The sequence below is a fragment of the Streptomyces sp. NPDC046727 genome, from assembly GCF_040645635.1.
Classification (GTDB): domain Bacteria; phylum Actinomycetota; class Actinomycetes; order Streptomycetales; family Streptomycetaceae; genus Streptomyces.
Window position 1 is genome coordinate 160,056 of record NZ_JBEYYR010000006.1, and the last position, 22,974, is coordinate 183,029.

Here is a 22,974-nt window from a genome sequence, read left to right on the forward strand (position 1 = left end):
GTCACTGGAGAGGGGAATCCGGGGGCGGGAGCTGATACGTGCGCTCGCGGTCGACGGCTTCGACACCGTCGAGGCCCGCCAGTTCCGGGATCCGGTCGGCGGCGATCGTGCCCGCCAGCGAACCGATCAGCGGCTGCTCACCGGTGACGGTCAGCCCGCTGCGCCGGGCGGCTTCGACCACGTCGGCGAACCGGTCGGGGTCGACGGAGAGAATCACCCCGACGACCCCGGCCGGCTCCGCCGCTCCGGGCGTCCGGCTCACGGGACCTGGAGCAGACCCGCGCCGACGTCCTCGACGGGTTGCGGCAGCGGGTACGCGCCGGACATCAGCCGGGACTTGAGGTCGGCCGCCGAGGCGTCGGGGTTCGCCTGGGAGATGAGGGCCAGCGCGCCGGCGACGTGCGGGGTGGCCATGCTGGTGCCGCTCATGGTCGCGTACTCGCCGTTCGGGGCGGCCGAGTACACGTCGACACCGGGCGCGGCGATGTTGACCTCGCCGCCCTGCAGGTTGAAGGCGCAGCAGGAGAACCGGGCCGTCGACAGATCCTTGCCCACGGCGGCCACGGCGAGGATGGACGGGCAGTTGGCCGGACGCTCGACCGGCAGGACGTTCCAGGGCCGGCGGCTGCCGTTGCCGGCCGCGGCGACGATGACGGTGCCGCGCTGGAGGGCGCGCTGGGCCACCTGCTCGTACGTCTGCGGGTACAGCTCCGTGGGCATCACCCGTGCGCCGAGCGACATGGAGATCACCCGTGCCCCGTGCGCGACCGCCCAGTTGATGCCCGCGAGGATCTGGCCGTCGGTGCCGCTGCCGGAGCGGCCGAGGACCTTGCCCGCGAGGATCCGTGCCTGCACGGCGACGCCGTAGCGGGGTCCCTCGGCGGGGCTCGCCGGACCGGCCACCGTTCCGATGCAGTGCGTGCCGTGCCCGTGGACGTCCTCGACGCTCTCGCCGAGGACGAAGGAAGCGGTGTCCTCCAGGCACCCGGCCAGGTCGGGATGGTCGGTGTCGACGCCGGTGTCCAGAACGGCGATCTTCGTGCCCTGCCCGGTCAGCGTGGTCAGGTTGGCGCGGATGGCCTGGAGGCCCCACGTCGTGTTCGACGAGTCCCAGGCGGGGCCCAGATGGGCGGCGACTTGCGCCTCGGTGAAGTGGCTGAGTGCTTCCTCGTCGCTGCGGTAGGCGGGGAAGAACCCGGTCAGCGTCTGCTGGGCCTCGGTGATCACGGAGGCGTACACATAGCGCTCCGGTTCGGCCGCGAGGATCGTGGGCTCCGCCTCGGCGGTGGTCACCAGCGCGTGCCGCTGATCCGGCTGCGCGTCGACGACCGCGACGCCGATCTCGTCGAAGACCACCGAGACGTCGGGGCGCCCGAGCCCTTCCATCATGCTCTCGGGCCTGGCCCCGCTGACCCGTTCGGCGACGGCGACACCGGCCGAGGAACGCAGCGCGTTCATTCCGCGCTCGGGGTCCGTCTGGTCCAGCAGAACCACGTACCGTCCGGTGTACTCCGCGCCCGGCTCCATTCCGCCACCTGCCCGCTCCGGGGGCTCACCGCCGAGACGCGTCCCGATGTTGTCCGCCATTGCCTTCTCCGCTTCCGCGCCGCGTGCTGTGCGCTTCAGAACGTCGTAGCCGTGCATCTCCAGAACACGGACATGCGCCGACGCCCGGCCAGGCTCAACTCAACGATTCAACAATCGGATGGCTCCACCGAGTACGAACGCGATGCCCCTGACCACCCCTCATCCACCGTGACCCCGGGGACGGGGAGCCCGCAACTCGGGCCTCACCACCACCGGCACTCTCCCCCGACATCAGCTGGCACTCATCCCTCGCTCGGGCCAGCTCCCCCTCTCCTCGTACAACGAACTGATCTTCCGCGAGGCCTTGAGAAACAGATAGTCGACGTGCCCGTCGACCGGTTCCGACGCACATGTGACGGTGTTCAGAACGAGCCGCCGATCCATCTCGGATGGGTCGGCCCCGAAGCGGTAGCGAACGAATCCGGCGTGCATGGATTCCTTCTTGAAGTAGACGAGTCCGGCCATGACAACCTCCGTTTTCCCGGCCCTACGACAGAGGGCGCTGCTCAGCTGATGGCTGACGCTATGACCTTGCTCCCCGCGATACTGGCCGCCATGACCAGCACTCCCGACACGCCGGCAGCAGCTTTCTCTCGCATCAAGGTCCGAGCCGGGGCCCTTGTCTTCTGCGGCAACGAGGTCGCCCTCATCCGCCGTGACCGCGCCGGATCCATTCACTACACCCCGCCCGGCGGCAACGTGGAGGACGGCGAGGACTTCCGTCAGGCCCTGGCACGGGAACTCGCCGAGGAACTGAACCTGGACATCGACCAGGCCGACGGCGGTGATCTCCTGTGGGTCGTCGACCAACGAGTCACCCGCCCCGGGCCCACCCCGCCACCGCGGAAAATCCACCTGATCTACCGCCTCCACATCACTCCCGAGATCCGCGCAACCCTCGCCGAGCAGGAGCTGGACGAACTCCCCGACGGCAGCCACGAGGTCGGAATCATCGAGTGGATCAACTACCGCAAGGTCGCCGAACTGCCCGTCTTCCCGCCCGTCGGTTCCCCCCTGGCGGCACTGCCCGACCCCCGAGCCGCCGTCGGTGATGCCGCACTGGACGCCGTCACCGACGAGAACTACACCTGGGTGTAGGCATCGACCTTGCCCCGTGCCGGCGTGAGGCGCGGTCAGCCGGACCGAAGTTCCTCGATGGTCTTCTCTGCCATCCGGCGCGCGGGGCCGAGCCGGGGATCCTCGGGATGCGAGTGCGGCCCAAGGATCTTCGAGCACACGAACAGGGTCATCAGCTTGCCGTCCCGGCTTCCGAAGTCGGCCCGCCGCTCTCGCCGTACGCGATCGGCAAGAGCCGGGACGGCCAGGGAGCTTGCCCACAGCGAGGCGGAGTCCAGTCCCTGCGGTGCGTTCCCCCAGTCCTCCCAGTCGAAGAGGCTGAAGACCGGCGCCGTCATGTTCGCCCAGTTGAGGTCGGCGTGGGCCGGCAGCCAGTGCTCGACGGTCGTATCGAAGTCATCGCGGAAGACGCTGCGGATGGACTCGGTGACGTGGTCCTGGGTGATGGTGACGGTGTCCGGCGTGGCCACCCGCCTTGTCTCCTGCGAGGTGAGGGCGTCCAGCGAGGCGTTGAGTGCTTGCCACCACTCGTCCGGCAGTCTCGGGTCGTCACCCGGAACGGCGGTTCCGACGGGTCTCCCCGGCAGGAGCTCTGTCTCGTCGGCCCGCCACATCACGGGCTCGTCCGCGTCGCGCCAGACGAGGCATCCGAGCCATGCCGGTTGTGTGACGCCTTCCAGACGAGCGGCGCACTCGCTGCCGTTCCAGCCCTGGACACCGATCCTGTCGAGTGACCGCCGTTCGATACGAACCCACGTGCCGCGGTCGGTCCGTGCACCGACCGTGCGGCGCTTGCGCACCACTGTGTCCCGGTCCATGCGAGTCCGAAGCGACCGCTCCACATGGCCGAGAACTTGATCAACTGGCTCGGTCCGCAGGTCTACAGCACGCGCCGTGGACACGGAGAGGGGCATGGATCGACCGTAGCAGGTGGTCTGCTCTGTCTTCCTTGATGTCCCGAACGATGGTTCGGCGGGGGCCGGAGGCGGAGCGTGAACTGCCGCTCCGGTCCCCCTCTTGAGGGGCAGCCGGAGATCAGTGCTCCAGTATGTTCGTGAAGAAGCCCAGGTCAGGATCGTCCGGCGTGCCGACGAGCAGCGCGCGGTCCAGCAGGATGTTGTTGTGCTCGCAACTCGTCTCGGGGAGCATGACGCAGGCGTGGCAAGCGGCGAGGTTGGTGCTGCCAGTGCCGGATGCCTCGGTCTCGACGCAGAGCGGGTCGGAGGAACACCACTCGGCACGGCGGACGGCCGAACGTATCGTCCGGTCGAGGCGGTCCGGTTCGCCCTGGGCGACGAGCCCGCCGAGGCTGCCCGCAGAGTCGCTCGTCGCTGTGTAGACGAGTATCCCTGCCATGTCGTCGGCGGCGTACAGGCGCTCGCGCAGGGAAGCGGCCGGGTAGCCCGCCTCCAGGCTCCACTCGTTGATGAGCACGTGGGCCAGGGTGTGGAGCAGCACCATGCGTGGAGTGGCCGGGGAGGGGACGACCCGGCTCGGGTCGCCGGCCCGCTGCTCCAGCACCCGTTGGTGAGCGGTACGCATCCGCTCGATCCGGGCCGCCACCGCCGTGGCTTTCTCCCAGGTGCCGAGTCGGTCTTCCTTCAGGCGAAGGAAGACCCCCTCGCCGCGCACCTCCATGGCCGGGAGCCAGCGCAAGGGAGAGTCGGAGAGCGGCATCTCCTTCGATTCGGTCGTCGAATCGGGGTCGGCGAGCCGGGTGAACGCCTTCAGAGCACGTACCTCGCGAAGCTTTTTGACCAGCATCGGGCCGGTGACGCCGAGCGGACCGAGCACGCTCTGGTCGCCCAGTGGGGTCTCGCAGATGAACTGCTCGTCGCGGGAGTGCTCGCGCTCGTCGTTGCCCGAGCGGAGACGCTCGTACTCCTTGTTGCGCAGGGCGCGGTAGCGGTGGTCGAAGGAGGGGCCTGCCTCGCCCTCGGGGTCCTCCTCACGCTCCGCGTCGAGCAGCGCCATCACCTCGTCCAGCGGGACGGGACACTTTCCTTTGAAAACGCCTTTGAGATAGATCTCGACGTGCTCGCGGTTGTCGTACTCGCGGAGTGTGTCCCAGTGCTCGGCGAGCGGATCCGCGCGGCCGTCGCTCCACGGAGGGATGGAGAGTGCCGACTTCAGCACCGGCTGCCACACCGTTGATGAACCGCGCTGAAGCGTGCGCAGGGGGAGTCCGCACTCCTGGGCGGGGGCGGACGTGCCGAGCCACGGGCGCAAGCCCCGGCATGTGAGCCCCAGATCCTTGAGCGCGTTCCTGCGGAAGGAGCCCTCCATCGAGACTTCAGGAGCCTGTCCACAGGTGCAGGAGACGAGGATCGAGCGGAGCGAAGACGTACGTCCGGACGTACGCAGGTTGAGTTTCCCACCGCACTGTCCCGCCGTCGTGGCACCGCGGTCGATGGAACGGTGCACCCACTGCCAGTACGGGAACTCCCCGAGGTGTCCGGCCTCGCAGGCGACGACGAAGCGGGAGGGGACGAGGTCGACCTCACACGTGCCGCAGACGCTACGACCGGCGGGCGGATTGAAGTCGCGGTGTCGCTGCAGTTCCGTGCACTCGGGGCAGGAGTGCATCAGGGGGAAGCGACGGACCCGCAGGCCGTCCTCGCTGCTGTCGTCGGACGCGGGCGGCAGCCGGAAGTAGTCGACGCCGAGCAGCCGGGCCAGGCGGCGTTCGTGGATCCGCGGGGATTCATGGATGCTCCAGCTGCCCTCGGCATCGTCCAGCCCCGAGACGACGAAGGACTCGTGGTCGACGGCTATGAGCGATCCGACGCCGTACGTGGTGATCGCCTGGGCGCGGCGGACCGTGCCGCGCCGTGGGAGGTTGTGGGCGGGTGCGGCGCCTTTCGCACCGGTCCTGCGACGGCGGGCGGGGGGCGGGGTCATCGGGTTCCCTCCATGAACAGGGCGGACTCGGCGTCGACGTCGCGCAGGCTCCACAGAGTGGACCAGGCATCGGCACCCTCGGACTCGTCGTCGTACGCCTTCAGCAGCGAGGGGGCACGACTGCCCCTGCGGGGTTCGAAGAGCAGGCCGCTGTGGATGTCGGCCTCCTCGCACCACCACTCGACGAACTCGTCGAAGGCCTGGGACACGGCGTCGGTCTCCTCCGGGGTGACTGCGTCCACGCGGTCCAGAAGTACGGACTTGATGCGGCCCCGGAGAATGTGCTCGTAAGACTCGACCTTGCCGGCACCCTCGTTGGGGCGGGCAGCCGGGATCAGGACGCGGGCGAGTGCGACGATCACCGCGTGCAGGCCCCGCTCGCGGGCGCGGGCGGAGAAAGGGGTGACGGAGGTGGACTCGACCTCACGGTAGAGGGCCGAGTGGAAGTGCTGGAAGCTCTCGTAGTGAGAACGATCGCGAGAACGGGCCGAGTTGAGCATGACCGCCACCATGCCGGGGTGTGCGCGGCCGACTCGGCTGGTGGCCTGGATGTACTCGGCGGTCGTCTGCGGCTGGCCCATCACGGCCATGAGACCGAGGCGGTCCACGTCCACGCCCACCGCGATCATGTTGGTGGCCAGGAGGACGTCCACGGCGTCCTCGTCGGGGAGCCTCTTCTCGATGCCCTTGAGGCGGGTCGGGATCTCGCTCGCGTCGACACGGCTCGTCAGCTCCGAGTAGTTGGCGACCGAGCGGACCGCCACCCCTTCGCGCTCGGCGAGCAGCTCCAGATAGGCCACCACGTCGTCGTGGACCTGAAGTTCGGCCGCGGAGAGCAGCCGGAGGCTGTTGAAGTAGCCGACAAGGCTCCAGTACGCGTCGCGCACCTCGTCGTCGGTCTCCGCGTGCTTGGCCCGGTGCAGCAGGGTGGCGTATGTGCGGATCAGCAGGGTGGACTGGCTGGTGCCGGGCGCCAGGAGGCCGACGTAGCGGCGGCTCGCCTTGTCCTCGCGCGGTGTCTCCACGGCGAACCACGAGTCGCGGGCGTCCAGCCCGGCAGGCGGGAACTGCCGCACTCCGCGGGCGAAGAGGTGACGGCCCTGGTCGGCGGCACGACGGATGGTCGCCGTAGAGGCGATCACCTTGGGCCGGCCGGCGAGCGCGTCCACAGCAGTCTCGTAGAGACCGGTGAGCGTTCCCAACGGCCCAGAAATCAGGTGCAGTTCGTCCTGAACGATCAATTCCGGGGGAGGGGTTCCGTCGTCCGGGTCATCAAGGTTGAAGAGCGCGGAGGTCGCCGGACGCCACGGCATGGATGCGAACTTGTCGACGGTGGCGATCACCAGCGTGGGTCGGGCGTCGTACACCGCCTCGTCGATCAGATGGACGGGCAGGCCATCGGCGAAGTCGCAGTCCGTGCCGGGGCAGCGGACGTGCATCCGCTTGGCGTCCTCGTCGGCCTCGTAGTTCCGGGCGTCGAGGCGGGTCCCGCACCAAGGGCAGGCGTGCAACTGGACGGGATTCTCGGTAGCGAGGCGCTTGTCGAGGTTCTTGCGCAGCTCGTCGAGCTTCTGGCCGGCCTCGACCAGTGTGTTGGGGGTGGCCGAGCGGCCCACCCACATGCCGATGGAGAACTGCTCACGTCCCAGCTCGGGCATGTGGCGTCGCATGTGCTCCATGGCGCAGAGCAGGATCGCCGCGCGCTCGAACTGCTGGAGGGTAAGCAGTCGCAGCGTGTAGCGCATGAGAACGGTGACACCGCCGCCGTCCGCACCTTTGCGGATACGGCGCAGGAACGACGTGAGGGCGATGAGCCCGAGGTAGGCCTCTGTCTTGCCACCACCGGTGGGGAACCACAGCAGATCGGAGACCTGCCGGTCGCGGTGGTCCGGGTCGTCGATGCCGGCCAGGCAGAGCAGCACGAACGCGATCTGGAAGGGGCGCCAGCGGCCTGCCGCCACGTCGGGAGCACCGCTGCGGCCGCCCTTCACCCACGCGCTGCGGGCGCGCTGGTCGGCCATGGCGCGGTTGGCGAGCCGGAACGCCCTCATGAGATCGGGCTTCGCCCGCAGCAGCTCGATGCCCTCGCGGATCCGGTCGAGCGCAACACAGCAGGCCTCCACCTGGTCCCGCGCGGGCTTCTCGTGCGTGCCGCCCGTCAGCGCATTCGCCTCGGCCGTCTTGCGGTCGATCCAGCGCTCGTAGCCCGCGGCGAGCTCCTCCAGAGCAGCCAGAACCTCGGTGTCGGGCTTCTCCGCCAGCCCCAACATGGACAGAGCCGAGCTGTCTATCTCCGGATTGGAGTCGGTGAGCAGCACCTCGACGGTGGGCACGAACTCGCTCCGCACCTCGGCGACTGCGGCCCGTACGGTGTCGGTCATGCCGATCGGCGGGGGAGTCCAGTCCCATTCGGCGGCGCAACCGTGACCGACAGCGAAGGTCGGGGCATGACGGTGCAGCAGCCGACTCGTGGCGATCTCCGGGTCGTGAGCGGCGGTCGGGGCGGAACGCTCGACGAACGCGGTGGAGCCGTCGGCGGCTCGGACCGTCAGACCACACTGGAACAGGGAGAAGGCGTCCTGGAGATCCCGTTCGCCTATCTTCTGGGTGTTGATCAGCGTGACCGTGATCGTGACCGTTCCGGTGGTCGGGTCGGGGCGCCGGACGTTGACGTGCAACGCGGCGGTTTCCGGGGCGAGCTCGATCGGGTCCTTCGGAGCCGGCCGGGTCACGTCGATGCGCTGGTCCGGGAGGGCGAGTTCCCTGCGCCGCCACCGCTCCCGCTGGTCGGCGGTGGTACGGGCCTCGGCGCGGCGGGGCGGGATCGGACTGCCGTCGGCATCGGTGGGCTCGTAGACGGCTGCGCGCGCCGAGACCACGATCGCGTCGCTTATGGCCGGGTCGACCGCAAAGGTGAGGCCCATCGAGGAGGGACGGCGGGACCCCGCCGCGCCGACCTCGTCCGCGGTACCGGATTCCTCGAGGTTGTCACCGGTGCGCTGCGGTGCGACGTCCAGGCCTTCGTGCTCCTCGTCGTCCTCACGGATCCGCTGCTTCGCGTCCGCGTTCGCCGATCGCGGGTAGAGGACGCCGGTCAGGTAGCGGTCGATCGGCGCGTCCTGGGTGAGGATCTCGTCCCGGTCGTCCGGCGCAGCGTCCGGAGCAGGTCCTAGGAGTTCCCGGCGAAGCCCCACCAGAAGTTCCTCGTCCCGCACCCGATAGTGCTCGGAGTGCCGACCTGCTACGTGCGTCATGCGCGCTGCTCCTCCTCGTTGTCAGCCCGTCGATACTTTCCGATGCCGGTGATCCGGGGGACGACCCACACGCCTCGCTCGCCGAGGCCGGCGTTCGCGCCGGCGGCGATGCTGCCCGTCACGGTCTCCAGGGTGTCGACCCGCATGTCGTGGATCTCATCGGGCCACCAGGGGTCCCACGTCCGGTTCACCTTTTGCACCTGGTACAGCTCCTCGCGGAAACGCTGCGACGCCTCACCGATCTCCCGCCCGTTGTGCACCAGGGCGTACGGCGGGCTCTGGCACTCGCCCATGGGCAGGTCGTGGCGCTTGCACAGCACCACTTCCTGCCCGGGGCCGACCTGCTCCAGGAGGTACGTCTGGGTCGCCACGGCGTCGGTCTCGTGCCCGGGCGGGTTGTCCCGGCAGACGTCGCCCGCCTCGGCGACGATCCCGAACCTGTCGTACGACCGCCACCCGCCGACATACCGGCGACCGTTCCTTCGGCCACCCGCTCGCTTGAGGACCGGCAGCTCCGGGGATCGTGCGTGGTAGAGGTCCTGGCGGACGCGCGTCATCGCCACGTACAGGGCGCGGGCCTCGGCGGGGAGGTCCAACTCGTCCTTGTGCTGCTTGTGGAGTTCGGCGATGCTCGGAGGAGTCAGAACGATCACGCGGTCGAACTCGAGGCCCTTGGCCCGATGCACGGTGGAGACCACGAGCCGTGCGGCCTCCGGGTCGGCCGCCTCGTCCGGAAACCTGCCGTCGGCAACGAGGCGGCGCAGCCGTTCCAGATCGAGCACACTGCGCCCCGTCGAGCGGGTGGCCCGGCGCAACACCGTCCACAGAGCACTCGTATTCGGCTCGTACGGCAGAGGGATCTCCGCGAGCAGGGAGCGGAACCGGTCCTCGGTGAGGCCGGTCGCCTCCGTACGGCGCAGCAATTCTGCGACCCAGTACGGCACCGGCCGCTCTTCGAGGGGGCGCCGCAGCCGGTGCTCGATGCCGTGCTCATGCAGCAGATCGGCGACCACCAGGGCCTGTCGGTTGTCGCGGGTGAGGATCGCGCAGCTGTCGGTGAGGGACCGCAATCCGCCCAAGGTGTACTCATCGGCGAGGTCACCCGTCCCGTTCACCGGATCCAGGAGCAGATCACGCAGTTCGTCGTAGAGCGTTCCTGCCTCGTCCGGGTCGCTGATCTGCTGGAGCCGGGGACCGTGCGCCAGCGCCACCCGGGCCTCGGGAGTGACGGCCCGAAAGTTTTCGGTGAGGCACAACTCCACCAGATCGTCGGGATACGAACAGCGCAGCCACTCGAAGAACCGGCCGGTCTCGTCGCTGCGTTCGGTCAGGTCCTCGATCTGGAATCCGTAGACGGACTGGGCGGCGTCGCCGACCACGGTGAAGCCGCAGCTGTCCTGGTAGCGATCGAGCAGAGCCTCCACCAGTTCCCGGCGGTCACCCAACAGGTCCTGCACCTCGTCGATCACCACATGGGAGGGCGGGACGGCGTCACCCGACTCCAGGGCGCCCTTCTCGATCGCCTCGACAGCGGCCCTGATCCGCTCATCGAAGGAGGCCGCAAGCCACTCACTGCCCGGGTACGCCTGGACGAGTACCCCGTACGCCCAGGCGTCGAAAGTCTGGGCGCGCACCCGGCGCGCCCGCTCCCCGTGCCGGGCGATACGCTCCCGCAACTCCCGCGCGGCGGCATTGGAGAAGGTGAGAACCAGTATCTCGGCGGCCTCCAGGGCCTCGTCAGGATCCTCGTGGCCGCACAGCGCATCGAGCCGGCGCACCAACGTGTGGGTCTTGCCCGCTCCGGCGCCGGCGGTGACCAGGACACGTGCATCCCAGGGCTGCTCGACCACGGCCCGCTGCTCGTCGGTGAGCGGAGGGCTGTCGAGGTAGGCGTTGGTCACTTACTGCTCCAGAGGTGCTCGAACTGGGTGAAGGCGAGCTGAGTGTCGAAGTTGGCGATGTTGTCGCTGACGTTGAGGATCAGGCAGGTGTCCTTGCCGCCGTTCTTGGGGCCACGCAGGCCACGGCCGATCATCTGCTGATAGACGTTGGTGCTGTAGACCGGGCGAGCCACGACCACGACACGGGTGGCGGGTGCGTCGAATCCCTGGGTGAGCACACCGTAGTTGGTGAGCACGCGGATACGGCCCGTGCGGAAGTCCTCGATCCGCCGACGCCGGTCCTGAGCGCTGGTGGTCGAGTCCACGGCGGCGGCCGGGATCCCGCGGTCGTTCAACATGGCTGCCAGGTACTTGGCGTGGTCCACGGACGTGGCGAAGAGCAGGGTCGGCCAGCCCTTCGGAAGCTCGGCCACTTCGTCGATGATGCGGCGGCTGCGTGCGTGGTCGTCGGCGAGACGCTGCTCGGCGGCGCGGGAGAGCACCGCCATCCGCTCGGCCTGCGCCTTCTCGTCCCGTGTCAGTTCGATACGGCCACCTTCCAGGGTGCGGTGCTCGACACGGGCGAGCATCCCCCATTGCTGGAGATCGCGGTACGGGTCACCGGAAGGGAAGACACCCTCGTCGAGTCGCCGGTTGCCGAAGCGATTGACCAGACGGCGGGTCTCCTCCTCGTTGGTGTTGCGGAACGGGGTGGCGGTCAGGCCGAGCAGGTGCCGACCGGTCTCGTACTGGGTGAGACCCAACTGCCCCAGGACGTCGGTGTACCGCTTGGAGATGGCGGTGTGCGCCTCGTCCACGACCACCAGGGCGGCCTGCCGCAGCCAGGCGTACTGCTCGGTGTCCAGGCATCGTTCCAGCTTGGCGTCCGTGGCAACGACCAGGTGCGGGTGTTCCACGACGTTCCCCACCTCGTTGCTGCTCCAGAGCCGACTGATGGTGAGTGGCCGCTCGGCGCCCACCTTGCTCCACACGAACTTCCAGCTCTGTACGGCCTGCTCGCACAGCTCCTCGGTCTGTGCGATCCACAGCAGCGGTCCCTCCAGATCGCCCACTCGCTTCACCCAGCGGATCACGGCTTCGGCGGTGACCCGGGTCTTGCCCGCGCCGGTGGGTAGGGACAGCATGGCGCGTTGCGGGGCCAACCGGTCGAGGAGGGTGGAGATGTTCCGGACCAGATCCTCCTGGTAGTCGTGCAGCCGAGGGAAGTCCCGCGGGCCGTCCACGGTCTCGCAGGCGGGCGGGGACGGTGTCCTGGAGCCAGCGAAGGACACGGGCAGTTTCAGGTCCGACACGAATGCGACGGCAGCCGACGAACCTCCGTATGCCACTGGCGCATTGGGGAACCTGGCCTGGATGTCTCGGGCGTGCTGTTGCAGCACGCCGTCGCCGTGCGCGTTGAAGGCCAGCTGTGCGATCCGGTGACCGGTCGGATCGACACCGCCGGTGTCCTTCAGCTCGGCCGCCATCAGCCCTTCGGGCAGCCCGGAGCGCAGAGCCTCCGCACCGATCAGCAGTTCGATCTTGGCGACCACGTCCTCGGCGCCGCGTACGGCCTTGAGCGCCGCCCTCGTCTCGCTGTCCCGAGCCATGCGCTCCTGGTGTTCCAGCACCGCCCGGCAGCCGGCCGTGCCGAGACCCAGTTCCAGCTCGCGGTCGATCAACCGCAGCAGCGGTTCAGGGTCCAGCGGGACGCGGACCTTGACGGTGCTGCCCTGGCGCACCGCATCCAGGGGGGTGTGCTGCGTGCCGTTCGGGGTGCGGGTCACCTCCTCGAGCTCGGTGCACCGCTGCACCAGGCTGTTCCGGTTGGTGCTGTTCAGCCGCTGCCGCAGGGCGGGATACAGCTCCACCAGGAGGACCGGGTCGCCGTCCGCGACCTCGCGTGTCTCCCGGCTGATCACGTCGGCGTAGCGAAGCATCCCCCACTTCTCGACCATCAGCTCGGCGTCCTCGGGAGTCGCCACGAGCAGCGCGGGAAGCTGCTCGGCCCGCAGTGCCCGATACTCGGCGGCGCCGACTGCGAGGGTGATCTCTCCGTCCGGACGTGCGCCCCAGACGTCGCCGATGCGGCACCGGGTCAGCGCGTCCTCGGGGAAGTCCGCGCCGAACCGGGTGAGCATCACATAGGTGGCGCCGACGAACGTATCGTCCTCGCTCCGGGACACTTCGGAGAGAAGGGTGTCCCATCGGTCGGGCGGAACCTCGTCGACCGTGGTCGGCAGACGCAGCTTGCGAGCCTTCTCCGGGGAGATGTCGGCGACCGGCAGCACGTCGCGATATGCGGCGAGCTGCGGTCCGACGGCTTCCTTCAGCGGCTTGATCCCCTGGGAGGTGGCGACGGTGCCGTACTTCTTGAGCATCCAGCGGATCGGCGAGATGACGGCCTGCCGCGAGCTCGACCGATCACCGATCCGGCAGGTCCAGTTGTCCACCACGTCGTCGTCGGCCAGGGCCTTCAGGAACGCGGCGCGGGACTCCTCCGAGAGGGAGCGGAAGAGGTGCAGCGGGCCGCCGATCGCGGAGCCCTCCACCTTCGTCCGGCTGAGGGACGGACGCGGGGCACGCTTGTCCAGGCTCCGCAGAAGGGCGGAGTGGACCTCCTCCCGGTACTCCTCGAACCAGGCTTCGCCTTCCGGCTGTACCCCTGTCGAGGGCCGCTCCCGCAGCCCGATCTCCGGGAAGAAGGAGAGGTCGTCGGAGTGGAACTCCTTGTCGACGGCGATGCTCGGGTCACGCCGGACATCGACCACCGCACCGGGCAGCATGCAGTCCCGCACCGGCCGGAACTTCCCGTCGGCAGTCCGGACATGCAGCGTCTCGCGAGGTGTCGGTACCCGCTCGAGAACCCTGTGGGCCAGCCGACGACCCCCGGCCTGCCGGAACAGCTCCCAGAAGCGCCCCCATTCCGTGTCACCGTAGCCGTCGAAGCCCTGGTCGAGGACGCTCACGAAGCGTCCCTCGGCGTCCGCCTCCCGGATGCCGAGGACGTTGAGGGAGTGAGCGAGCGACGGGTCCTGGGCGATGCCGTGGACCACGTACACCAGGGACTCACGCAGCCCACCCTGGTCCGCGCGTCGGAATACCCGACCGGGCACAGGGGCGACGAGACCATGCTCCTCCGTGAGGACGATCCGTGCCTTGCGCGCCTCCTCGACGTACGGGTTCTGGACCTCGATCATCTCCGCGAGGATGCGGATGGCCACAGCCGAAGCCTCGACGGTGCCGCACTCGACGAGCGCCTCCAGCCACTCACGGACGTCGGCCTTCCCGTGTCCCGCCGCGCCAAGGATGTGCTCGACCTTTCCGGACCGCAGGGCGTCGGCCTCGACGCTGGGGTGCAGCCAGTCCGTGGGACGGCCTGGGCACTCGTGCCACATCCACAGCCAGCCGGCGAGGCGCTTCTGGTCCTTGTCGAAACGAGGATGGACACGCAGCTCGGTGGGCACGCGCAACACCCCCTCCTGATCGGGCAGCGACGGACGGATCGCGGCCCGCGCCCAGATCTCCCGGGTCAGGAACTCGTCCGCCCAACTGATCGCCTCCTTCACACGCCCGGGCAGTAGGGGGAGGTAGGCGGCCGGGTCCGACGTCGGGACGAGAGCGGGAAGAGAGTCGACCACCAGTGCAGCCGACACCTTGATCATTTCCTGGTTGAAGGGCGAGGAGTCGAGCAGGTTCTGCCGGTCCTCGTTGGTCTTCCAGGCACCGTTGAGGATGCCGCTCAGCGACATCTCGTACTTGGTCGGGAAGAAGGACCAGAAGCGCCCTCGGCCTCGTGACCTGGCGCTGCCGTACAGTCTGCCTTCGGCATCCTTTTCCAGCTCGGGCACGGCCCAGGCGAGATCGAGCGAGAGCCGGCCGTGGAGCTCACCGGCGTCGGCCCGTGCGGCCGGGCCGGGCTCGTGGGTGACGGTGAAGACGCGCCAGCGGTCGGTGGTCGTGGGCTTTCCTGTCCGCTCCTCGACCACGGTGCGCAGATCACCGCTCTGCTGGGTGGTCAGCACCCGGCGGGCGAGCGGGCGAGGTCGACGGTCCTCCAGGACGACCTTCGCCACGTGTGGAGAGAAGAGTTGGAAGCCGACCGGGAACTCTTCGCGTCCCTCGCCGGGATGGCGGGCACGACCTCCGTTCATGTCCAGGCCGAGTCGGTCGTCCGCGCCCGGGAGGAGCGGCAGCCGTACGACGGTGATCGCCCAGGTGAGCAGCTCGTCGAGGATCGGATCGGATGCGCGCTCCAGGTGCTCGTCCAGGGGGCGGGCCATCCGCAGCACGGGAGCGTCGAACTCGGGGCCGTACCGTTCTACGACACCCGGCACGGACCGGATCTGTTCGTACGACCAAGCGCGGTCGAAGCCGAAGCTGCCGGTGAGGCTGAAGAATTCCGGGGTGTCGGTGACCACGAGGACCGATTTCAGCCCGACGCCGAATCGACCGATCTGCCCGCCGCGCTTGCGGGACATGCTCATCCGGAGAATTGTCTCCGCGCCCTCGGAAGTGACCGGAGTTCCTTCGTTGGCGCAGTAGAGATGGGACTCGGTGAGGACGACTTGAACAGAACCACCGGGTTCCGCCGCGATTTCGTCGGCCGCGTTCTGGACGAGTTCGAAGAGCTGGCGGTCACCGTATCCACCTTGAGTGATGCGCCGTTCGCCGTTGGAGTGTTCCGCGACCAGCCCGGGGTCGACTCGGTACGTCTGCAGAACCCGGGAGGACTGCTCGATCACGGTTCTCAGTACGGCGGTCGGTTCAGCGGACACGGGTCTCCGATCCTCGAGCACGGGTGGGGCGGGTGATGTCACGGACGTGGTTGCGGCCCGAGCGGTTGCATGGGGAGCCGACGTGTGCGAAAGACGTGGGCAAGAGCGAGAGCGGAATTGTGTATGCGGCAGAACAAAGGAGAGCAAGCGTGCGTCTCGAGGGCAGCGAAGGTGACCTGTCCATAATGAGGCACACCTGTGGCGTGGATCGGAGAAATGTTTCTTCCGAGGCATGTGGGGCTGCCGATGCAAGACGCTAGTGGGTTCGAATCGACGTGCGCAAGTGCGTTGCTCCCAGGGATTGTTGAGGGTGGAAGCGGAAGTTTTCGGTCCGCATTCCTGCGAGTCGGCGAATGGTGCGTGTCGGACAAAAGGTGGTCAATCTGGCAGCTGATCGGATCGAGGGGCTTTGCGGAAGTCAAACTTCCTTTGACAGTTGCTCTTTGTGTCAATCGCGGGGGTAGGGTGAGGGTGTCGTAGGAACGAGCCGAGACCGGAGCGCAGGTGACCGTGGAAGCAGGCGAGGACTTCGGCCCTTGGTTGGCGCGGCAGTTGAAGCTGGCACGTATGACCCAGACGCAGCTCGCGGAGGCGGTGGATGTGACGCGGGCGGCCGTCTCCGCCTGGATCACAGGGCGGGCCACCCCAAGGCGAGAGACCATCGAACGGATCGCCCAGGCACTGAACACCGACCTGGCCACCGTGCACACGCGCACCACCGACACCCTGGCCGGCCTGCCCATCGGCTGGTACCACCGTCCCGGACACGACGATGGCGGACGGGAGTTGGGCAATGCTGCCGCGTTCGCCTTCGACGCGGACGTCCAGGTGCTTGCCCGTGAGACGTGCCAGAACAGCCTCGATGAGCGGCTGCCCCTGAACGACCGCCCGGTCCGCGTGCGTTACACCCTCCACGAGCTCACCGGTGGGGCTCTGGACGACTTCCGGAAGGCCATCCTCTGGGACGACCTCCACCCGCATTACACGGCGGTTTCGGAGTCCGCTTCCCAGCAGAAGGTGGGACGTGTCGTGGACGCCGGTGTCCGGGACATGTTCGAGAAGGGGCGATTGGTCCTCCTCCGGATCGATGACTACAACGCCTCCGGTCTCACCGGCGACGACTACGACGACGGCAAGTTCTCAGCCGTCGTCCGTCGCCAGCTGGAGAGCCTCAAGTCGGGTGCTGGCGCCGGCGGTTCCTACGGCCTGGGCAAGGCGACGCTGTGGGCGACCAGTGCGCTCGGCCTGGTCCTGATCAACTCCACGCTCTCCGTACCCCACGAGGGTCGTACCGAGCGCCGTGTCATCGGACGGCTCGAGCTTCCGTGGCGTTTCGTCGACGGCCGCCCGTACGCAGGCCCCGCCTGGCTGGGGCGCCCCGACCCTGACAGCCCGGGTGCGGCGGTGGCTCGTTCCTGGTGGGCCGACGAGGAGACGGTCAAGCGTCTGTACCTCGACCGCGACAGCGACGAGCCGGGCACCTCTTTCCTCATCGTCGGGGCCCATGACGTGGCGAGCCTCGACCAGAGCACCCCGGACCTCGATGGCGATGACGAGGACGGCAGCGACAACGAGGGGATCCGCGACATCGAAGCCATGCACAAACGGCTGGTAGAGGCGCTCGGGCGGGACTTCTGGGCAGCGATGACCAGTGGCGGAAACCGACTGCCCCTCCTGGAGGCTTCGGTCCGCACACTGCGCAACGGAAAGGTCGTCGTCGAGGAGCAGAAGGTCGACCCCACCGAGCACCAACCCTCGCGGACCCGGGCGCTGCGTGCCTTCTACGACGGGACGACCGTGGACCGGCTCACCGAGGCCGGACAGGTCGCTCTCCGTACGGTCCCGTTCCGGTTGCCGCTCTCCGGCGGCCGTCGTGGCATGCTCGGCACCCACCCCGCGGTTCTCCTGGTCACGGATGCCGAGGACGCAGACGGCGCCCCGAACCAGGTTCACTCGCTACGCGGCAATCGGATGACCATCAAGAAGTCCGGTGTCGCGGGGCTCCCCCTGGGCGTCAACGCCTTCCAGGCCGTTCTCCTGGTCGGGCAGGCGGCCGGGGAGTCGGTTCCCTTCGCCGAGGAGGCGGAGGAGTTCCTGCGCGCGGCCGAACCCCCCGAGCACGATCGCTGGGGCCAGACCGAGGAGTTGACCCTCCGCTGGTCGCACACGGCCCACCATCGCATCGCCCGGTTGACCACCGAGGTGAACGCCGCCGTGAAGGAACTGGTAGCCCGGCCGAAGCGCTCCGGCGGCCAGGGGGGCGCGAAGCTGCGGAAGGCGCTCACCGTCCCTCGCAAGACTGCGTCCAGGCGCAGTTCCGCGCCGACCCTTCCGGAACTGGACGGACTCGACGCATCGATCGGCGCGGGCGGGGAGTGGCAGATCACCGCCGAGGTGAAGCTGCCTCGTGGTGACGAACTGCCCGCCATGACACCGGTGGTCCTGCTGGACGTACGGTCGGGCAGTCGTCCCAAGCTCGAATGGGCGGAGCTCGTTGCCGTGGACGGCTGTGAGGTCCAGGACGGTGTGCTCCGTTTCACGCCCGGTGCCCGGCGGGCCACTTTCCGGGGCAGCACCGATGCGGCCGGCCACCCGGTCCGCACCGCGCTCACGCGGCTCGTTCTCGAACTCCGTGCCGGCCAAGGGGAGTGAGGCATGAAGTTCTACCCGTACAAGCGACTCAACCGCCCGATCACCCTCCGGGTGACCTCCGCTTCCCTCAAACTGCTCGACGGTTCCAGGGACCACCTGGACACGTCGGCGTACTCCACCCCGCAGCGGACCGTTGCTCTGGGTGTGGCGCAGCACGAGGACTGGGTGTCGGCCAGGATCGGCCTGTCCGCCACTCTGCCGCCCGGGGCCAATGCCCCCGACGCCCCCTGGAGCGACCTGAGCGTCCTGGCGGTGCTCACCGACGGCGAGACCAATGTGCGCACCGCGGTGGACCTGAGACCGGACGCCCCGGGGAGCAAGGAATGGTCGGGCACCATCGAGGTGTTCCGTGACGATCACGTGGGCCGTGCCGTCCTGGCGGCCCATGCTGTCGCCACGGTCGACGACGTGCCTGGCCGGGCGATCGCCGAGACCGATGACGACTGGGCCGTCGACGTGGCTGCCGAGGAGCCACTCGGTGGTCTGCACCTCGACGTGAAGCAGATGAGTTTCTCGAAGAGCGCGCGTGAGTGGCTGCACCCCTACTCCGACGCGCCCTGGATCGTGGATGCCTCGGGACGTGTGCCGACGGTGCTGGTCAACACCGACATCGAAGGCTTCTCCGATCTCCTGGGAGGCGACAGCGGGGGCATCGAGAACAAGATCCACGAGATGTTGGTCTCCCAGATGGCCACCGATGTGTGGACCGCGGTGTTCCACAGCTCCGTGGGTGACCTGGAGGTCGAACCCGACGGAGCCCCGGTCTTCCCCACCGACTGGCAGGGCGAAGTGCTGCGGGAGATGCTCCCCGACGTGGTGCCGGGCGTCCATGTCGAGGAGGCGCTCCGTCAGGTCCACCGCCGCCGCACCGGCGACGCGGGATGGGTGGAACTCCAGACCCGCATCCACTACGCCGCTGTGCGGCGCGCCGGGGCGAGCAAGGCGCTCGCCAACGCCCTGCGTGGACTCCACCAGATGAACCGAGGGGACGGAGCATGATCGAGAAGCCGCACCATCTTCCCCGGCGGCTCGGCCTGTTGTCCGCGCCGGCGGCTGAACCCTTCCTCACCGAGGACCTGCTCAAGGGGATCCAGGGACACGGAGGTGTCGACCTCGCCAAGGTCGTCGAACCGTTGCCGGAGAACGATGTGCGATGGGAGGTCGAGCCGCTCAGGGAACTCGTGGAGGACGCGATGTACGAGTTCCGGGAGAATCCGACCCAGGCCGATGCCTGGCTGGCTCCCCGACTGCATGCGGCGCTCCGCATCACTCGGCGCGAGGCCGCGAACCGAAGGATGTGGAACCATCTCGCGCTGGCCGTCGCCCCGGACTACGTGGCCTGGCGGCACCTCTCCCGGAGCAAGCTGAGGATCAATCCGGAACGCTTCAAGGGCGCCCCCGACCGTCAATGCTTCTCGCGCCTCTGGTGGGCGGCGGAAATGTTCCGTAACGGCAAGGACTACTCCCCGGCGGCGGCGGCCTGTGCCAACCAGGACTTGATCCACTCAGCGCTGCGGCGGGACCTGATCGACCACCGCCCCACTGCCCAGGCCATGGTCCGCATCATGGAACGCGGTACCGCCAGTACCGGCCGGGAGATCGAGGGCCTCATGACGGCGATCAACGCCGCCGGCGCGACCCTGATCTACGACGCGCTGGCCCCGGACGAGCCACGCGATCCCGAGGTGCTGCGCCAGTGGGTCGCGGAGGCCGAGTCCGCGCCCCCGGTGCCTCGGCACTCCCTGCCGGACGGGCCCGACGAGGAGCCCGTCCCGGAGGAGTCGGTGGATGCACTGACCGACTACTTCGCCGAGCTCTTCGAGACGGCCCCGGTCAGAGGTCGGACACTTCAGGAGTGAGCGGGAGGGAACATCGGCCCGTGAGTGGGTGCTCCTTCAAGTCGCAGTGCCCACGGACGGCAACCGGTTTTTCGGGCGGCTCCCAGGTCGAGAGGTCCTCGACTGCCCGCTCCATTCTCACCTTGACCTGGTCGTCGCTCAGTTCGGGCTCCAGTACGTGTCGCAGTACGTGCAGGGCGAGCCTGGGCGGCACGGCGTTGCCGATCTGCTGCGGGATGTCGTTGCCTCGCCAGGGGTACTCGACGGGGAACGTCTGGAGAACCCCTGCTTCGGCATGGGTGAAACGGTCGAACTCGGCGAGGTCCTCGTCGGTGCCCTTGTGGACCAGGCGGTTGCGTGACACCTTCCCTGTGATCGTGGCGGAAGGAGCGTCGTGGTCCCGTCGGCCGCGCGCCTCGGGGTCCCCACCGGTCCCGTAGTTCGAGATCACCGTGAAAGCAGGTCGCTCCGGCAGATCCGTCTTGATGCTACGCGCCAGCTCGAGGGCCTTCTTCATGGAGACGCAGGGATCCTTCCGCTCCCCCAGAGGGAGAGTGTCCGCGTGAGGCGCCTGCGACGACCCGGCGGACAGGCCCCCCGGCCGGTAGCGCTCGTGGGTTCCGGGCACGTCGTGGAGGGGGCCGGTCCCACCGAGACGGGCCATCAGCACTGCACGTCGTCGGGTCTGCGGAACGCCGAATTCCTCGGTGTGCATGAACTGTCTCTTGGTCCGATAGCCGAGGGAGGCGAGTACCTTGGCGTACTCCTTCCACACCGGCATCACCGCGGGCACCTGCTCCAGGATGACGGCCTCGTAAGGTTTCGAGCCGGGTCGCTTGCTCCGTTCGATCACCCACCACAGGGGCTGCAGGACCAATCCCGTCCGCTCGTCGCCCAACTCCTCCAGTCGGTTCTTCAGCACGTTGAGCCCGTCGTCCAGGTCGCTGAACTCCTTGAGCAGACCCTTGAGCTCATCGTCGTCATCCGGAACCTCGACGTTCTTCGGGGCCTTGAGCCCTTTCAGGAAGCGCTTGGCCCTGTCCGGGGAACACCCGAGCTCTTCCAGCCTGTTCCTCATGGCCTTGCGGGCCGTGGTCCTGAGCTCCTCGACCTTGCGTTTCTCGGCCCTGACCTCCTTGGCCTTGAGCTCCTTCTGCCGAAGTTCCTCGGCGATCTCCCGCCAGGTTCGGAAGATCTTCATCCAGTCGGCGTTCTCGGGACGCACGACCTCGTGCAACCGCTCGATGTACTCCACCACCTGGTCCAGCGCCCTGCGGCCCGCTCCGTGCCCGGCGACGGTGAAGGTCTGGCAAGGGGGCCCACCGGTCAGCACCTGAGCGAGAGGGAAGAAGGCCGCACGGTACTGCCGGACATCACCCTGGAAGGTGTCCATCCCTGCCGCGCTACGGGTGGTGCATGCTCCCTCGTCCCATTCGATGCCGGTGACCTCGTACCCCAGCACATCCGCTGCCACATCCAGCCCACCTGGGCCTGCAAACAGGTCCAAAATGCGGAAACCCGCTGGTGGGGAGTGCTTCTTCTCGATGTGGCTCATGGGCTTGAAGTGTAGCCGGCGTTCGAGTGGGATGGCTGCCACAATGCCTCGGCCACCGCCCGGCCCAGCGCCTCGCCCACAGCCGGTGGCGCGGCGTTACCCACCTGGCGGTAGCGGGCGGTCTTGCCACCGGCAAAACGCCAGTCCTCGGGGAAGCCCTGGAGGAGGGCTGTCTGGTCCACAGTGATCCGTACCAGTCCGTCGTCACCGAGGAGCGGATCCCATCTGAAGTCAGGAGCGGGTGGCTCGTTCCCGAACGATTTCGTGTAGACACCCATCCGCCGCCACTTGGCCTTTGTACCGCTCGGGCCGAAGTCCGGGCCTCCGTGCTCCTTCGACCCGCCCACCAAGGTCGGCGCCACACTCGTCGCCTGGGCCGCCCAGCGGTCGGCGTCGGACCAGCCGCGGGAACGCATCGACGGTGCCAGCGCCTCTCCGACCGACACGTGCTTGTGGACGGTGGGGCGAGGCGGCCGGAAGGCACTCGCCCACTGCTGCTTGACCGCCGCGAGGATGCCTTGTCTGCGGTCCTGGGGGACTCCGAAGTCCGAGGCGTTCAGGACGAACCAGGTCAGCTCGTAGCCGAGGTGCTCCAACTCTTTGTGGAGGAAGTCCCGTGTCGGCGCGAATGAGTCCTCGTCGACCAAGGTGGGCAGGTTCTCGATGAGCAGCGCACGTGGCTGGACGGCGTGGACCAAATAGGCGGTCGCCTGGATGAGACGCAGCTCGCTGTCCGACGATCGGTGCGTCCCGGCCGCGATCGACTTCACTCTGGGGAGGCCGGCCGCCAGCAGATCGACATCGTAGACCTCCGGGTGGTCGACAGGGTCGAAGTCCAGGAGATCCGCCTGCAGCACCTTCCAGTGCGGCCGGTTGGCCTTGAGCGTCTCGCAGGCATACCGTTCGATGTCCAGCAGGAGTCGAGGAGTGAAACCTGCCTGTTCCAGGCCCAGGGCCAAGCCGCCCGCTCCGGCGCACACATCGATGAACGTCAGCCCCGTCAACGAGCCCTCCCCTTGTGCCCTCCGCGTTCGACGGCTGCCCGGCGTCGTCGAACCGTCTCCGAGATGCGCAGGGCCACCGCGTCCGGCGCCTCGTGCTCCCAGAACCGCAGAACCTCCCACCCGGCGGCCACAAGGTGCTCGGTGGTCTCCGCGTCACGAGCCATGTTGCGGTCCAGCTTCTGTCGCCACCACTGTGCGTTCGACTTCGGTTGCGTGGCGTGTTCGGGGCATCCGTGCCAGAAGCATCCGTCGATCAGGACGGCCACTTTGATCGATGTGAACGCCACGTCGATCCGCCGTCGGGCCATGCCCGGCACCGGGTACTCCACGCGATAGCGCATCCCGGCCGCGTGCAGCAGGCGTCGCACGGCAAGTTCGGCCCCCGTGTCCTTGCTCGCCTGCTTGCTCATGCGCGCCGAGACGCCGGCGGAGGAGGGCATCACGCTGT

General features: G+C 68.4%; 16 protein-coding genes. 5 read left to right on the forward strand and 11 right to left on the reverse strand.

All coding sequences use genetic code 11. From position 1 onward, the window contains the following. Position 1: 1 nt before the first annotated feature. The 3 genes from ABZ937_RS09680 to ABZ937_RS09690 all read right to left on the reverse strand — a co-directional run bounded on the left by ABZ937_RS09680 (position 2) and on the right by ABZ937_RS09690 (position 2,052). On the reverse strand, positions 2-262 hold the full coding sequence (locus tag ABZ937_RS09680) for a hypothetical protein (protein WP_361688165.1): 261 nt from the start codon (positions 260-262) through the stop codon (positions 2-4). Further along, a complete protein-coding gene (locus ABZ937_RS09685; protein ID WP_361688168.1) occupies positions 259-1,587 on the reverse strand; it encodes a S8 family serine peptidase in 1,329 nt (442 codons plus the stop codon). Before ABZ937_RS09685 ends, ABZ937_RS09680 begins: the two co-directional genes overlap by 4 nt. A gap of 231 nt (positions 1,588-1,818) precedes the next feature. Beyond that, positions 1,819-2,052 carry a hypothetical protein gene (locus tag ABZ937_RS09690; RefSeq protein ID WP_361688171.1) on the reverse strand — a complete coding sequence of 78 codons (234 nt, stop codon included), beginning with the start codon at positions 2,050-2,052 and terminating at the stop codon, positions 1,819-1,821. Positions 2,053-2,142: 90 nt separating this feature from the next. Between ABZ937_RS09690 and ABZ937_RS09695 the strand changes: the two genes are divergently transcribed. Then, entirely contained in the window at positions 2,143-2,685 is a 543-nt protein-coding gene (locus ABZ937_RS09695; RefSeq protein ID WP_361688174.1) for an NUDIX hydrolase, read from the forward strand. Positions 2,686-2,720: 35 nt separating this feature from the next. Here ABZ937_RS09695 and ABZ937_RS09700 read toward each other — a convergent pair whose 3' ends face one another. From ABZ937_RS09700 to ABZ937_RS09720, 5 genes are all read right to left on the reverse strand, one after another. Further along, the gene (locus ABZ937_RS09700) at positions 2,721-3,578 is read right to left on the reverse strand and encodes a hypothetical protein (protein WP_361688177.1); all 858 of its coding nucleotides are present in this window, start codon (positions 3,576-3,578) and stop codon (positions 2,721-2,723) included. Between the two features lie 121 nt (positions 3,579-3,699). After that, positions 3,700-5,565, reverse strand: a complete 1,866-nt coding sequence (locus tag ABZ937_RS09705) for a DUF1998 domain-containing protein (protein ID WP_361688180.1) — start codon at positions 5,563-5,565, stop codon at positions 3,700-3,702. Further along, the gene (locus tag ABZ937_RS09710; protein ID WP_361688183.1) at positions 5,562-8,819 is read right to left on the reverse strand and encodes a helicase-related protein; all 3,258 of its coding nucleotides are present in this window, start codon (positions 8,817-8,819) and stop codon (positions 5,562-5,564) included. Before ABZ937_RS09710 ends, ABZ937_RS09705 begins: the two co-directional genes overlap by 4 nt. Continuing rightward, positions 8,816-10,720 (reverse strand): UvrD-helicase domain-containing protein, encoded by a 1,905-nt coding sequence (locus tag ABZ937_RS09715; RefSeq protein WP_361688186.1) that lies wholly within the window; start codon positions 10,718-10,720, stop codon positions 8,816-8,818. The genes ABZ937_RS09710 and ABZ937_RS09715 overlap by 4 nt, the downstream gene beginning before the upstream one ends. Further along, positions 10,717-15,180, reverse strand: a complete 4,464-nt coding sequence (locus ABZ937_RS09720) for a DEAD/DEAH box helicase (RefSeq protein ID WP_361688591.1) — start codon at positions 15,178-15,180, stop codon at positions 10,717-10,719. The genes ABZ937_RS09715 and ABZ937_RS09720 overlap by 4 nt, the downstream gene beginning before the upstream one ends. Before the next feature lie 87 nt (positions 15,181-15,267). On the opposite strand from ABZ937_RS09720, the gene ABZ937_RS09725 reads away from it, so the two are divergent. The 4 genes from ABZ937_RS09725 (at position 15,268) to ABZ937_RS09740 (ending at position 19,988) form a co-directional block, all read left to right on the forward strand. After that, complete coding sequence (locus tag ABZ937_RS09725) at positions 15,268-15,513, forward strand: hypothetical protein (protein ID WP_361688189.1); 246 nt, start codon at positions 15,268-15,270, stop codon at positions 15,511-15,513. Positions 15,514-15,987: 474 nt separating this feature from the next. Beyond that, the gene (locus ABZ937_RS09730) at positions 15,988-18,129 is read left to right on the forward strand and encodes a helix-turn-helix transcriptional regulator (RefSeq protein WP_361688594.1); all 2,142 of its coding nucleotides are present in this window, start codon (positions 15,988-15,990) and stop codon (positions 18,127-18,129) included. A 3-nt stretch (positions 18,130-18,132) separates the two neighbouring features. Then, entirely contained in the window at positions 18,133-19,128 is a 996-nt protein-coding gene (locus ABZ937_RS09735) for a hypothetical protein (RefSeq protein ID WP_361688192.1), read from the forward strand. Beyond that, positions 19,125-19,988 (forward strand): DUF6339 family protein, encoded by an 864-nt coding sequence (locus ABZ937_RS09740; protein WP_361688194.1) that lies wholly within the window; start codon positions 19,125-19,127, stop codon positions 19,986-19,988. Before ABZ937_RS09735 ends, ABZ937_RS09740 begins: the two co-directional genes overlap by 4 nt. Here ABZ937_RS09740 and ABZ937_RS09745 read toward each other — a convergent pair. From ABZ937_RS09745 to ABZ937_RS09755, 3 genes are read right to left on the reverse strand one after another with little or no spacing between them, the layout of a single operon-like run. Further along, on the reverse strand, positions 19,963-21,522 hold the full coding sequence (locus ABZ937_RS09745; RefSeq protein ID WP_361688197.1) for a DNA cytosine methyltransferase: 1,560 nt from the start codon (positions 21,520-21,522) through the stop codon (positions 19,963-19,965). The genes ABZ937_RS09740 and ABZ937_RS09745 overlap by 26 nt on opposite strands. Next, positions 21,519-22,526: a DNA (cytosine-5-)-methyltransferase gene (gene dcm, locus ABZ937_RS09750; RefSeq protein WP_361688200.1), complete on the reverse strand. Its 1,008-nt coding sequence runs from the start codon at positions 22,524-22,526 to the stop codon at positions 21,519-21,521. Before dcm ends, ABZ937_RS09745 begins: the two co-directional genes overlap by 4 nt. Further along, the gene (locus ABZ937_RS09755) at positions 22,523-22,966 is read right to left on the reverse strand and encodes a very short patch repair endonuclease (RefSeq protein ID WP_361688597.1); all 444 of its coding nucleotides are present in this window, start codon (positions 22,964-22,966) and stop codon (positions 22,523-22,525) included. The genes dcm and ABZ937_RS09755 overlap by 4 nt, the downstream gene beginning before the upstream one ends. Between the last annotated feature and the right edge of the window lie 8 nt (positions 22,967-22,974).

Coding starts and splice junctions, on each gene's coding strand:
- ABZ937_RS09685 (WP_361688168.1), bottom strand. CDS start 1,587: ATGGCGGACAACATCGGGACGCGTCTCGGCGGTGAGCCCCCGGAGCGG.
- ABZ937_RS09690 (WP_361688171.1), bottom strand. CDS start 2,052: ATGGCCGGACTCGTCTACTTCAAGAAGGAATCCATGCACGCCGGATTC.
- ABZ937_RS09695 (WP_361688174.1), top strand. CDS start 2,143: ATGACCAGCACTCCCGACACGCCGGCAGCAGCTTTCTCTCGCATCAAG.
- ABZ937_RS09700 (WP_361688177.1), bottom strand. CDS start 3,578: ATGCCCCTCTCCGTGTCCACGGCGCGTGCTGTAGACCTGCGGACCGAG.
- ABZ937_RS09705 (WP_361688180.1), bottom strand. CDS start 5,565: ATGACCCCGCCCCCCGCCCGCCGTCGCAGGACCGGTGCGAAAGGCGCC.
- ABZ937_RS09710 (WP_361688183.1), bottom strand. CDS start 8,819: ATGACGCACGTAGCAGGTCGGCACTCCGAGCACTATCGGGTGCGGGAC.
- ABZ937_RS09720 (WP_361688591.1), bottom strand. CDS start 15,180: ATGTCCCGCAAGCGCGGCGGGCAGATCGGTCGATTCGGCGTCGGGCTG.
- ABZ937_RS09735 (WP_361688192.1), top strand. CDS start 18,133: ATGAAGTTCTACCCGTACAAGCGACTCAACCGCCCGATCACCCTCCGG.
- ABZ937_RS09740 (WP_361688194.1), top strand. CDS start 19,125: ATGATCGAGAAGCCGCACCATCTTCCCCGGCGGCTCGGCCTGTTGTCC.
- ABZ937_RS09745 (WP_361688197.1), bottom strand. CDS start 21,522: ATGAGCCACATCGAGAAGAAGCACTCCCCACCAGCGGGTTTCCGCATT.
- ABZ937_RS09755 (WP_361688597.1), bottom strand. CDS start 22,966: ATGCCCTCCTCCGCCGGCGTCTCGGCGCGCATGAGCAAGCAGGCGAGC.